The sequence below is a fragment of the Streptomyces sp. NBC_01463 genome (genome assembly GCA_036227345.1).
In the GTDB taxonomy this organism is placed as follows: domain Bacteria; phylum Actinomycetota; class Actinomycetes; order Streptomycetales; family Streptomycetaceae; genus Streptomyces.
In genome coordinates this window covers 6,879,535-6,892,129 of record CP109468.1, presented here as the reverse complement: position 1 = coordinate 6,892,129, position 12,595 = coordinate 6,879,535, and the positions used below count along the sequence as shown (strand labels likewise).

Genomic DNA, 12,595 nt, shown 5'->3' with positions numbered 1-12,595 from the left:
ATGAACAAGACGATCAGGCGCGCCTCGGTCTTCTCCCTGCTGCTGGTCCTCGCCCTTCTGGGGCGGGCGACCTGGGTGCAGGCGTACCAGGCCCGGGCGCTCGCAGACGACGACCACAACCGGCGGAACACCATCGCGCAGTACGCGCAGCCGCTCGGGGACATCATCGTGGCCGGCTCCCCGGTCACCGGATCGAAGAGGACGGAGGGCAGCGATCTCGCGTACAAGCGCAGCTACAAGGACGGCGACCTCTACTCGGCCGTCACCGGCTACAGCTCCCAGGCCTACGGCTCGACGCAGCTGGAGGGGATCTACAGCCATGTGCTGGACGGCACCGGCGACCGGCTGAAGAACCCGCTGGACGCGCTGACCGGCAAGCAGAACGCGCCCGGCAGTGTGCTCACGACGATCGACCCGGCCGTCCAGAAGGCGGCGGCCGACGCGCTCGGGGACGACAAGGGCGCGGCCGTCGCGATCGACCCGAAGAGCGGGCAGATCCTCGGCATGGTCTCCTCTCCGTCGTACGACCCCTCGGACATCAGCGGGACGACGGACGGCGACGCCTGGAAGAAACTGCTCGCCGATCCGGACAAGCCGCTGGTCAACCGGGCGCTGCGGCAGCCGCTGGCGCCGGGTTCGACGTTCAAGCTGGTGGTGGCGTCGGCCGCGCTGGAGGACGGGCTGTACGGCTCGGTCGACGAGCCGACCAGGAGCCCGATGCCGTACACACTGCCCGGCACCAGCACCCCCCTGAAGAACGAGAGCGCCTCCGCACCCTGCGAGAACGCCACGCTGCGGGTGGCGCTCCAGTACTCCTGCAACAACGTCTTCGGCAAGGTCGCCGCCGATCTCGGCCAGGACAAGGTGCGGGCGATGGCGGAGAAGTTCGGCTTCAACACCGAGAAGCTCGATGTGCCGGTCCGGGCGTCGAAGAGCATCTACCCGACCGGGATGGACAAGGCGCAGACCGCGCTGACAGGCATCGGCCAGTTCGAGGTCACCGCGACGCCGATGCAGATCGCGATGGTCTCGGCGGCCCTCGCCAACGACGGCGAGCTGGCGGCACCGCACATGGTCTCCAAGGTGACGGACGCCGAGGGCGGCACACTGGAGGACTTCGAGGACGGCGACATGACACGGATCGTGTCCTCGTCCACGGCGAAGCAGCTGCGCAGCGCGATGGTGACCGTCGTGGAGGACGGCACCGGCACCAACGCCCGGATCGCCGGCGCCGAGGTCGGTGGCAAGACGGGCACCGCGGAGAACGGTGTGGACAACAGCAACACCCCGTACGCGTGGTTCACCTCGTACGCGAAGGACGACTCCAGCGGCCAGGAGGTCGCCGTCGCCGTGATCGTGGAGGACTCGGGTTCGTCGGCCTCGGAGGTCAGCGGCAACGGCCTCGCGGCCCCGATCGCCCAGAAGATGATGAAGGCCGCGCTGCAGCGGTGACCGGCGGGACGCGACGCCCCGGCACCCCCTTTTCGGGGTGCCGGGGCGTTCGCCGTGTCCCGGGCCCTTCACGTTTTGGCCGTGTTACGCCTTACTTGGATACGCACCCGTGTCGAAGCGCTTCCGTGGAGCGCTGGTACGCTCTCGCCCCGCCCGCCCCATCGGGCGGCGGATGGGAACGTACACAGTCGGGACGACGCGTGCACCGGGATTCGAGCGCAGGGATGAGGTAGCTGTGGGCCAGCCCGTCGAAGCCGGCGACACCGATGCCGCTGCCGCCGAGTTCCACGCGTTCTTCGAGGCGCACTACGCCGAACTCGCCCGGCTGGCGCACCTGCTGACCGGTGAGGCCGATGCCGCGGACGACCTGGCGGCCGACGCCCTGCTGGCGCTCTGGCACCGCTGGGACCGGGTCCGCGACGCCGACCATCCGGTGGCGTACGCGCGCGGTGTCGTCGCCAACCTGGCGCGGAGCCGGATTCGCAGCGCGGTGCGGGAGCGCCGCCGGATCGCCCTGTTCTGGGCGCCGCGCGGCGGCGGGGACGCGGTCGACGATCCGGACGTCTCGGCGGTGGTCGATGTCCAGGGGGCGCTGCGCAGGCTGCCGTTCCGCAAGCGGGCCTGTGTGGTGCTGCGGCATGCTTTCGACCTCTCGGAGCGGGACACCTCGCTGGTGCTCGGGATCTCGGTGGGTACGGTGAAGAGCCAGACCTCGCGTGCCGTCGCGGAACTGCAGCGGCTGCTGGGTCCCGACACGCCCGCCGCGCATGTGCGGGTGGCCGTCGCGGCGCAGCGCAGCGGAGGAAGTCAGTGAAGAACGAGGAGCTGCCGGGGCGGCTGCGGGAGGCCGCCGAGGCGCACCGCCCCGACCGGGAGCGGATGCTGGCCCGGGTCGGGCGCGGCATGGCCGGGGCCCGTCCGCCGGCCCGGGGCGTCGTGCGCCCGCCGCGTGCCGCGACGCCGTGGCTGCGCGTGGCGGGGGCGACGGCCGCGGTCTGCGGGGTGCTGGCGCTCGGCGCGTTCGCCGTCACCTCCGCGGGCGACGGCGGACCGCGCGGGGAGCGGTTGGCGGCCGCGCCGTCCTCCCCGGCCCACCCCTCCTCCCCCGCCGCCGCCGGTTCACCGCCCGCGCCGCCCGGCTCGCTGCGCACCGCGGACGGCCCGCTGTGGACGGACGGCGTGGTCGATCCGCACAGCAACGCGTACTGGGCGCAGAGCAATGTGACGCTGCGGACGGACGAGCCGTTGTCCTCGCTCACGGTCGAGCTGCGGATCGCCCTCACCGGCGGGGTGAACAGCACCGGTTCCTGGCGTTCGCTGCCGGAGGAGGACTTCACCGTGTCGGCGACCGAGGACGGCGGCTATCTCGTCTACCGCTGGGCGCTGAAGCCGGGACGGACGGTGCCGGCGGGGACGTACACGTTCGCCGGGCAGTACAACCACGCGGAGGGCGGCCGGGACGCGACGGGCGACTACCTGACCGCGCACGCGGTCCGCGTCTCCGGTGAACGGGCCTCGGTGGGCGACCGCTTCGGCTCCGGTCACTGACCCGCGCCGGAAAAAGAAGCGCGGAACCCGGCAACCCTTGTCCCCCGCGGTGGCGACCAGAGAGCGCAACGCTCCCCCCACCACCGAGGAACGGGACACCGACATGATGAAACGAGCCGCACCGCACGGCAGCCACGCCCGGCGCACCGGCCGCCGCCGCATGCTCACCGCTTCGACCACCGCGCTGGCGCTCACCGGCGCCGCGCTCACCACCGGGCTCCTGGTCCAGTCCGCCGGCGCCGCCCCCGCGGCCGCCGCGGCAGCCGCCTGGCCGACCCCTTCGGGTTCGCAGGCCGTCTCGGCGACCATCAAGGTCTCGGGGACGTACGACGGCGGACTGAAGCGCTTCTACGGAAGCGGGGATCTGGGCGGCGGCGGCCAGGACGAGGGCCAGGACCCGATCTTCGAGCTGGCCGACGGAGCCGTCCTGAAGAACGTCGTCGTGGGCTCGCCGGCCGCCGACGGCATCCACTGCAAGGGCAGTTGCACCCTCCAGAACGTCTGGTGGGAGGACGTCGGCGAGGACGCGGCGTCCTTCAAGGGCACCTCGTCCGGCGCCACGTACAAGGTGACCGGCGGCGGCGCCCGGAAGGCCGAGGACAAGGTCTTCCAGTTCAACGGGGCGGGCACGCTGACCATCAGCGGGTTCCAGGTGTCGGACTTCGGCAAGCTCGTCCGCTCGTGCGGCAACTGCTCCAAGCAGTACAAGCGCACGATCGCGGTCAGCGACGTCGATGTGACGGCGCCCGGCAAGGCCCTGGTCGGGATCAACACCAACTACGGCGACACCGCGACGCTGAAGTCCGTCCGCATCCACGGCGACAGCAGCAAGAAGATCAAGCCGTGCGTCCGCTACACGGGCAACGACGACGGGGACGAGCCGACGGAGACGGGCAGCGGTCCCGACGGCACGTACTGCAAGTACAGCAGCTCGGACGTCAGTTACGACTGAGCGGCGGCCCGACAGCCAGGGGCGCCCCGCCGGACGGGACCGGCGGGGCGCCCCTCGCGTGGCGGCCGCGCCTCACGCGCGGGGACGCCAGTCGCCGAACCAGGAGGCCGGGGTGTGCAGGCGTGCCTCGGACGCGGTCAGCAGCGGGCGGTTCGCGGGGACCGTGACGCGGGCGCCGGGGCCCGTGTTGCGGTACTCGGCGAACCGCTGGTCCTGCCAGGGGAATCCGGCGGACATGGTCCCGTAGGGCTCGTCCGTGTCGATCCCGGCGCCGAGCCGGCTGTCGCGCACGGTCAGCATCGGGTGTGCGGTGAGGTCGGACGACGGCACCCAGGGGCGGGCCAGCTTGAAGTACCCGTCGGGGGCGGTGGTGGTGATGCGGGAGTGCCGCACCAGATAGCCGTGCGGGTTGGCTCCCGCGGTGCTGGGCGCGAAGACGAAGCCGTACGGCGGGGCCGCCAGGTCGGTGCGGGTCAGGGTGCGGAAGTGGCACCGGTCCAGGACGGCCGTGGCACGGCCGAAGACGAAGTCGACGTCCCCTTCGACGTAACAGTCGCGGTAGTACTGGCGGGCGAATTCGGTGAGGGCGGGCGAGTCGGCGTACAGGGTGTCCTGGTGGCCCAGGAAGCGGCAGCCGTAGAAGGCCGAACGGTCGCCCGTCACCTTGATGGCGACGGCCTGGGTGCCGGTGTAGTCGGGGTGGTCGGCGCGCAGCCAGTCGTTGGCGAAGGTCAGGCCGCGGGCGGTGAGTCCGGCGGGCCGGGCGGTGACGGTGGCGGATCCGCTGGTGCCGTACGTCCCCGAACCGTCGGGCCTGGGTGTGCCGTTGGCGTTGGCGTACACGATGACGGTGTCGTGCGGGTCGTCGCTCGCGCCGATGAGGGTGAGGCCGGTGCGGTCAGCCGGGATGTCGACGGTCTCGCGGTAGGTGCCGGGGGCGATCACCAGGGTGCGGCCGGTGCCGGTCGCGGCGTCCACGGCGGCCTGGACGCTTCTGTGGTCGCCCCTGCCGCGGGCGTCGACGTACAGGGTCGCGGCGTCGAGGCGGCGGGCCGGTGAGCCGTGGCGGCCGAAGGGGCGGTGGGTGCCGGGCCGGGCGCGGGCGGCGGGGGCCGCGCCGAGGACGAGGGCGGCGCTGCCGCCGGCGAGCAGGGTCAGGGCACTGCGTCTGCTGGGCATGGGCGGTACTTCCTTACGCGGAGGGCTCGACGGGGCGCGCGGCCTCCCCGCCGGTGCGCAGCGGCACCGGCGGGGAGGCCGCCGGACACGGGACGGCCGGCGGTCAGGCGCCGGGGATCCGGCCGGCGCCGGCCTTGAGGCCGACGAGCAGGGGCACGAGCAGCGGGTGGTCGACCTTGGTGCGCAGGGTCGGCGTCCAGCCGGCGCCGGTGGTGAGCTGCTCCGCGGGGACGCCCGCGTTGTGGACGGCGACGAGGTCCGTGCGGCGGCCGTTGACGTAGTTGTCCGCGGCGGTGAGCGAGGACTCGGACCACTTCTTGAGGATCGTCGCCTTGTCGAACTCGCCGCCGAGGGTGAACGCGTTGTGCTCGGCGACCAGCTGGGACTCGGCGCCTATGCCGTACGTGTAGCCGTAGACGCTGCCCTTGGTGGCGACGAAGTGGTTGTTGTAGGAGTCGACCTGGCCGAAGCGGACCCGGGGGGCGCGCTCGTTGACGTCCTTGAAGAGGTTGTGGTGCAGCGTGACGCGCAGCTTGCCGCGGTCGCTCGCCCCGGCGCCGTCGCTGTTGCCGATGAGCATCGTCTTGTCGTGGTCCTTGAGGACGTTCCACGAGGCGGTGACCAGGTCGGCGCCCTTGACGATGTCGAACAGCCCGTCGTGCTGCTGGTAGCGCTCGTTGAAGTAGAGCGGCTGGCCGGCGTCGGGGCGGTCGCCGTCGCTGAAGGTGTTGTGGTCGACCCAGACGTGGTCGGAGCCGTAGACGACGAGGTTGTCGTACTCGGAGTTCCAGTGCCCGGTCTCGCCGTCGGTGGGGTCCCACTGGGGGAAGCAGTCGTAGGTGTCCTCGAACGAGATGTTCCGGACGATGACGTTGGAGACGTTCTGGATCTGGATGCTGGCGCCGATGACCGTCGCGTCCTTCCCGACCCCGATGATCGTGGTGTTGGACGGGACGTAGACGTTCACCGCGGCCTTCTGCAGCTTGGCGGAGGCGAGCCGGGCGTCCTCCAGGGGCCCGGACGGAACCTCCTCGCGGCCCCAGGTCGCCGGGTCGTAGGCGGCGAGGTACTTGTCCAGGGTGTAGCCGTCGGTCTCGTACTCCTCGCAGCCGATCGGGGTGCCCGCGGCGTCGGAGTTCCCGTGGACGGTGCCGTCGATCCTGATGATCTTCGGTGCGTCGCCCGCGTCCTCGAAGGCGGCGATGAGTTCGGCCCGGTTGGTCACGGTGTAGACGTGGTCGGGGGTGGCGGCGGCGCCGCCGGTGGTGGAGCCCTCGGCGGAGGCCCAGCCGTCGCCCTTGGCGAGGACGGCGCGCTCGGCGCCGCGGCCGGGGCCCTGGTGGTGTCCGGTGGCCTGGGCGGGGACGGAGACGGCGAGCGCCAGGGAGGCACAGCCCATCACCAGCGCAATGGCACGAGCATGACAGATGCGTGCGGGCATGACGGATCCTTCGGTGGTGAGGAGGAAGCGGTGGAGTGAGGTGAGGAGAACAGGGACGGCCGGGGTCAGGCCTGCGGCCAGGTGATCCATTCGAGCGGGATCGCGGAATCGGTGCGCCGTACGTCGCGCGGGGCGAGCACCTTCCCGGCCACCAGGGCGCGGGCGACGAGCCGCGCGGCCTCGACGGCGCCGCGGGGCTGGAAGTGCGTGTTGTCCTGCTGCCCGTCGGGGTAGTTGGGCGACTGCCCCGGCTCCAGCCAGTTGAAGTACGCCTGGGTGCCGTCGGGGCCGAGCTCCTGCCAGCGGGCGAGGGTGAGGGCCTGGAGGTCGAGCAGGGGCACGCGCTCCTCGGCGGCCAGCGCGCGCATCGCGGCCGGGTACTCGCCGTGACTGGGCCTCGCCGTGCCGTCGGCGGCGAAGCGGCGGCGCTCCACCGGGGTGAGCAGGACCGGCAGCGCCCGGCGGGCCCGTGCGGCGCGCACGTACTGGCGCAGATGGTCCTGGTAGGTGGTGTAGGGGTCGGTGCCGCGGGCCGGGTCCTCGGTCTTCTCGTCGTTGTGCCCGAACTGGATCAGCAGGAGGTCGCCGTCACGGACCTCCGGCAGCAGGGCGGCGAGCAGCCCCTCGTCGATGAAGCTCTTCGAACTGCGGCCGTTCATCGCGTGGTTGGCGACGTCCAGGGTCCGGCCGAGAAAGAACGGCAGGGCCATCCCCCAGCCGGTCTCGGGCGCCGCGTCGGCGTACTTCTGCGCGGCGGTCGAATCGCCGGCGATGTGCACGGTACGGGGACGGGGGCGGCCGCCCGGGCCGTGTGCGGCGGCGGGGGTGGCGGCGAGTGCGAGGGGCAGCGCGGCGATGGCCGCCACGGTCTGCCTGCGGGTGAGTGACACGGTGAAGCTGCCTCTCTCATGGATGCGCAACGGGGCGTACGTGCGGGCACGTACGGCGGTACGGAGTGCACGGAGGAGAGGACCGGCGGCGGGACGGAACCCGGGCCGCCACCGGCCCCTGTCACCGGGGTACCGGCCTGGCTGGAGGCCGGATCAGCCGTTGCCGAGCTCCTTCCACTCCTTCTGGGCCTTGTTCAGCTCGTCGGCGATCTTGTCCAGGAAGGCCTTGGCCGTGACCTTGCCGAGCAGCAGCTTCTGGAACTCAGGCTCGTTGTCCGCCTTGCTGATGTTGTTCCAGTCCGGCAGGTAGTACGGCAGCTGCACGATCTTGGTGGAGCCGTCGGTGAGGGCCTTCGCGGCGAGTTCGGTCGGCTCGGTGGCGCTGATCCACGGGTCCTTGGCGGCCTCGGTGTTGGCCGGGATGGCGCCCGCGGACTCGTTCCACTTGCTGTTGGAGGCGTGCGAGGCGGCGAACTCGATGAACTTCCAGGCGGCCGTCTTGTTCTTGCTCGACCGGAACAGGCCGAGGCCGTCGACCGGGTTGGAGACCTGTACGCGGGTGCCGCCGTCACCGACCGGGTTCGGTATGCCGGCGAACTTCTCCTTGCCCAGGGCCTTCAGGTGGTCCTGGTAGGAGCCGAGGTTGTGGCTCAGCATGCCGATGGTGCCGGTGTCCCACTGGGCGACCATCTTGGTGAAGTCGTTGTTGACGTCGGCGGCGGGCGTCGTCTTCTTGTACAGCGCCGCGTACTTCTCCAGCGCGGCGACGTTCTTCGGGTCGTTGAGGGTCGTCTTGTCGCCGCTCCAGAACTCCGTGATGCCGGACTGGCCGTACGCCGCGTCGATCGCCTGGGCGATGGAGCCGGCGCCGCCGCGGATGGTGTAGCCGAACTTGTTGTCCTTGGCGGCGGTGAGCTTCTCGGCCGCCGTGTAGAAGCTGGCCCAGGTGGTGGGCGCTTCGAGGCCCGCGGCCTTGAACAGGTCGGTGCGGTACCAGAGCGCCCCGTTGTTCGCGGAGGTCGGCACGGAGTACATGTCGTCGCCCCGGCCGCCCGCGTCCTTGACGCTCGCGACCATGCCCTCGACGAGCTTGCCGTTGAGCGAGGAGTCCTTGATCCGGTCGTTGAGCGGGTCCAGGGCCTCCTGCGACACCATGTTGGCGAGGTAGGCGGTGCCGACTCCGCCGACGTCCGGCAGTCCGCCGCCGGCGATGGCCGTGTCGTACTTGGACTGCACGTCCGCGATCGGGATCGGCACGTACTTGACCTTGATGTCCGGGTACTTCTTCTCGAAGTCCTTGATGATCTCGGTCCAGACGGCGGTGCGCGGGCCGCCGTTGTTGTCCCAGAAGGTGATCTCGCCCTTGCCGCTGCCCTCGGTGCCGCTGTCGCTTCCGTCGTCACCGCAGGCGGTCGCGGTCAGTGCGAGCACCGCGGCCAGGGAGACGGCGGCCGCGGCACGCCCCCGCTGCGTCTTCGAGATGTTCATGATCGGCTCTTCTCTCTCGGTTGTCTCGGTTGGTGCGCATGAGTGGGGGGTTCGGTGGGATCCGGTGCCGCCCCGGCCGGGGCGGTTCGGGCGGTGGTGCGGAAGCCGGTGAAGCAGGCCGTCCCGGCCGGCCCCGTCCCGGCGGGTGCGGTGGCGAAGAGTCCGAGCAGGGCGCCGACCCAGCGCCACGGTGCGGCGGCGAAGACCTGGCCCGAGGGCCGGAATCCGGTGCCGTCCCCGGTGTCGGCGTGGAAGCGGCAGCGGGCGCCGGGGGCGACCTCGATCCGGAGCCGGACCCGTCCGTCGGGGGCCGGCCTGCTGTGCTCGGCGTCGCGTTCGTGTGCGGCGGCCGACTCGGCGTACCGGTGCACGAGCCGTGTCCCGCCGTCCGCCGACCGCTCCAGGCCGATCCAGCTGAACGCGTCCCCGAGCACGGCGAGGCCGGCCTTGGCCCCCGCCACCTCGCTGCCGAGGGTGAGCCCGGTCTCGACGGTGAACGTCTCGGCGGGCAGCCGCTGGACCAGCACGTTGGGCAGGGCCCGCAGATCGTGCGCGTACGCGGTCCGTACGCAGCTGAGCCGCAGCCCGTCCCCGCCGTGCTCGACGGTCCAGCCGGGGCGCGGGTTGGCGGTCCACTGCCACTGCCGGCCGTGGCGCCCGCCCGGGAAGCTGTCGCCGCCGGCCGGGGCGGCGGCGGACTGCTCGGGCGTGGCCGGTTTGGTGTGGACGGAGACGGGTTCGCCCCGGTCGCCGATGACCGGCCAGCCGCCGTCCTCGGCGTCCCAGCGCATCGGCTGGAGGTGGACGACCCTCCCGTACGCCCCGCGCTCCTGGAAGTGCAGGAACCAGTCCTCGCCCGCCGCGGTCGTCACCCAGGCGCCCTGGTGCGGTCCGTTGACCCCGGTACGGCCCTGGGCGAGGACGACGCGCTCCTCGTACGGTCCGGAGAACTCCCGGGAGCGGAAGGCGCCCTGCCAGCCGGTGGTCACCCCGCCGGCCGGGGCGAGGATCCAGAACTCGCCGTTCCGCCGGTAGAGCTTGGGGCCCTCCAGGGTGAACCAGCCGGGGATCGTGTCGGCGTCGACCAGGGTCTTGCCCTCGTCGAGGAGTTCCCGTCCGTCGGGGCTCATCCGGTGGCCGGTGAGCCGGTTCTTGATGCCGGAGCGGGACTTGGCCCAGGCGTGCACCAGATAGGCCTCGCCGGTCTCCTCGTCCCACAGCGGGCAGGGGTCGATCAGCCCTTTGCCGGCCTTGATCAGACGGGGCGCGCTCCACGGGCCGCGGACGTCCTCGGCGTTGATCTGCTGGATGCCGTGGTCGGGGTCGCCCCAGAAGATCCAGAACCGTCCGGCGTGGTGCCGCAGCGACGGCGCCCACACCCCGCGGTCGTGCCGGGGCACGGCGAAGTCCGCGGCCGGTTCCAGCCGGTCCAGGGCGTGACCGATGAGGGTCCAGTTGACGAGGTCGCGCGAGTGCAGCAGCGGCAGCCCGGGGACCCGGCCGAAGCTGGAGGCGGTGAGGTAGAAGTCCTCGCCGACCCGGATCACGTCGGGGTCGGACCAGTCGGCGTTGAGCACCGGGTTCCGGTAGGTGCCGTCGCCGAGGTCGGCGGTCCAGGGGCGGTCGCCCGCGCCGCTCACGCGGTCACCGCCCGGCGGACGTAGGCGGCGGCCGCGGCCCGGTCGAGCCGGCCGTCCGCGATGACGGTGACGACGCGGCGCACGACCGTGGCGCCCGCGGGGACGGGGAGCCGGCGGTCGGCGGCGAGGGACGAGCCGACGCCCGGGTACTCGGTGGTCCGCACGAACCACGGGTCGCGGCGGGTCTCCTCGGTCGCCCCGGCGAAGACCAGCGTCCAGCCGTCGCCGCTCATCGCCACCCAGTCCGCGACCTGCCCGTGCACGGCCTCCTCGCCGTCCCCGAGACCGCTGAACACGGCGGGCGCGGCGGGTTCCTTGGGGGCGCGCCAGAAGAAGCCGCCGTATCCGGCACCCGGCCGGCCGTTGGTGGCGGGGCTGCCGATCGACAGGTCCGAGGTGCCGCGGTTGGTGAGCGAGAAGGAGAAGTCCAGGGCCCAGGCGGTGGCGGAGAGTTCGGCGGTGGCGACGGTGCGGTGCTCCCGCAGGAGTTCGGTGTCGCCGGCCTCCCAGCTGAGCTCCTCGACGAATCCGTCCGGGTCGCGGAGCTTCCAGCCGAGGTGGCGCTGGACGCCGTGGTTGTCGAGCGCGGTGGGGCCCTGGTCCCGGACGAAGGTGCGGCCGCCCCAGAAGTTGTGCCCGGCGACGTCCGGAACGGCGACGGAGGTGCCCAGGTGGTGGAGGTGGTCGGCCGGGTGCTCCTCGGTGACGGGGAGACCGCCGAGGGTGGTGACCGGGTGGAGGTAGGGGCGGCCTCCGGGGGCGGGGAGGTAGGTGTAGCGGCCGACCGGGCGGCCGGCGCAGCTCAGCAGTGCGGTGGTCGTCACGATGAACTCACCTCGGTGGGGAGCGCCGCCCAGGGGACGCCGAGTTCGGAGAAGAGCGTGAGGGTGTCGGCGCCCGCGGCGACGAGCCCGTCGATCCCGCGCACCACCCGGCGGGTGGTGGCGGAGCCGGCCGCGGGTGCGGTGTACCAGGCGTCGGCCGGCAGGGCGCGCGGTTCGGGGGCGGTGCGCACCGCCTCGACGACCTCCATGAACGCGCCGGTGCGGTGCGGCGGTACGAGGAGCGGCGCGTCCCGCACCAGGTGGTCGACGAGGTTCTCCAGGAGGTCGGTCCGCCCGTGCACCGCCTCCTCCGGGCCGTGTCCGGCACGCTGGACGAGGACCCGGTCCTGCTTGTACCAGAAGGTGATCCGGCCGCGGTCGCCGTGGACGATCACATAGGGCTCCCCGGCCTCCTCCGCGCAGAGGGTGACGGCTGCGGTGACCGGGACGCCGGACGCGGTGGTGATGCGGACGCACGAGGTGTCGTCGGCCTCGATGTCGTGGGCGCGGAAGAGCTCGGCCTCGACGGCGACGACGTCCTGGGCCGTGCCGCTGCCGGCGAGTTCGAGGGCGGTCGCGACGGCGTGGGCGAGCGGGTTGGTCAGGACGCCGTCGACGACGTCGGTGTCACCGATCCGGCGCCGCCCGGCCCAGGGCGCCCGCCGGTAGTAGGCGTCGTCCCGGACCCAGGCGCCCGCGGCCCCGTAGCCCCGGACGGTGCCGATGGCGCCGGTGCGTACGAGGTCGCGGATGGCGGGCACGGCGTGCGAGCCGAAGGACTGGAAGCCCACCTGGCAGGCGATGCCGGCGTGCCGCACCCCGGCCAGGATGCGTGCGAAGTCGGCTCGGGTCGCCGCGGGCGGCTTCTCCAGCAGGAGGTGGACGCCGCGGGCCGCGGCGGTGAGCGCCAGTCCGGTGTGGGTCTGGATCGGGGTGCAGATGACGGCGGCGCGGGCGCCGGTGGAGTCCAGGAGGGCGCCGAAGTCGGCTGACTGTTCGGGGAGTTCCCCGGCGAAGGCACCGAGTTCGCCGTCGTCGAGCGGCTTGAGCTCGCAGACTCCGGCGAGCCGGACGAGCCCCTGGTGCTGGAGGCGGCGGATGTTGGCGAGGTGCCAGCGTCCGTGGCCGCGGGCGCCCGCGAGGACGATCGGGACGGGTGTGGTCGTGGGCAGGGACGGCAT

11 protein-coding genes are annotated in these 12,595 nt (G+C 72.5%); 4 read left to right on the top strand and 7 right to left on the bottom strand.

Annotation, left to right across the window (positions count from 1 at the left end; genetic code table 11):
• From OG521_30400 to OG521_30385, 4 genes are all read left to right on the top strand, one after another.
• Entirely contained in the window at nucleotides 1-1,452 is a 1,452-nt protein-coding gene (locus OG521_30400; GenBank protein ID WUW24844.1) for a penicillin-binding protein 2, read from the top strand.
• 235 nt (nucleotides 1,453-1,687) lie between these two features.
• Nucleotides 1,688-2,266: a SigE family RNA polymerase sigma factor gene (locus tag OG521_30395; GenBank protein ID WUW24843.1), complete on the top strand. Its 579-nt coding sequence runs from the start codon at nucleotides 1,688-1,690 to the stop codon at nucleotides 2,264-2,266.
• A complete protein-coding gene (locus tag OG521_30390) occupies nucleotides 2,263-3,000 on the top strand; it encodes a hypothetical protein (protein ID WUW24842.1) in 738 nt (245 codons plus the stop codon). Before OG521_30395 ends, OG521_30390 begins: the two co-directional genes overlap by 4 nt.
• A 106-nt stretch (nucleotides 3,001-3,106) precedes the next feature.
• On the top strand, nucleotides 3,107-3,952 hold the full coding sequence (locus OG521_30385; GenBank protein ID WUW26854.1) for a pectate lyase: 846 nt from the start codon (nucleotides 3,107-3,109) through the stop codon (nucleotides 3,950-3,952).
• Nucleotides 3,953-4,024: 72 nt separating this feature from the next.
• Here the strand turns inward: OG521_30385 and OG521_30380 are convergent, their stop codons facing one another.
• From OG521_30380 to OG521_30350, 7 genes are all read right to left on the bottom strand, one after another.
• Nucleotides 4,025-5,131, bottom strand: a complete 1,107-nt coding sequence (locus OG521_30380) for a pectinesterase family protein (protein ID WUW24841.1) — start codon at nucleotides 5,129-5,131, stop codon at nucleotides 4,025-4,027.
• Between the two features lie 103 nt (nucleotides 5,132-5,234).
• Nucleotides 5,235-6,572 carry a polysaccharide lyase family 1 protein gene (locus tag OG521_30375; GenBank protein ID WUW24840.1) on the bottom strand — a complete coding sequence of 446 codons (1,338 nt, stop codon included), beginning with the start codon at nucleotides 6,570-6,572 and terminating at the stop codon, nucleotides 5,235-5,237.
• Between the two features lie 65 nt (nucleotides 6,573-6,637).
• Nucleotides 6,638-7,462, bottom strand: a complete 825-nt coding sequence (locus tag OG521_30370) for a rhamnogalacturonan acetylesterase (protein WUW24839.1) — start codon at nucleotides 7,460-7,462, stop codon at nucleotides 6,638-6,640.
• Nucleotides 7,463-7,615: 153 nt separating this feature from the next.
• The gene (locus tag OG521_30365; protein ID WUW24838.1) at nucleotides 7,616-8,950 is read right to left on the bottom strand and encodes a sugar ABC transporter substrate-binding protein; all 1,335 of its coding nucleotides are present in this window, start codon (nucleotides 8,948-8,950) and stop codon (nucleotides 7,616-7,618) included.
• Nucleotides 8,947-10,590, bottom strand: coding sequence for a glycoside hydrolase 43 family protein (locus tag OG521_30360; GenBank protein ID WUW24837.1), 1,644 nt, complete (start codon nucleotides 10,588-10,590; stop codon nucleotides 8,947-8,949). Before OG521_30360 ends, OG521_30365 begins: the two co-directional genes overlap by 4 nt.
• A complete protein-coding gene (locus OG521_30355) occupies nucleotides 10,587-11,414 on the bottom strand; it encodes a PmoA family protein (GenBank protein ID WUW24836.1) in 828 nt (275 codons plus the stop codon). Before OG521_30355 ends, OG521_30360 begins: the two co-directional genes overlap by 4 nt.
• A complete protein-coding gene (locus tag OG521_30350) occupies nucleotides 11,411-12,595 on the bottom strand; it encodes a Gfo/Idh/MocA family oxidoreductase (protein WUW24835.1) in 1,185 nt (394 codons plus the stop codon). The genes OG521_30355 and OG521_30350 overlap by 4 nt, the downstream gene beginning before the upstream one ends.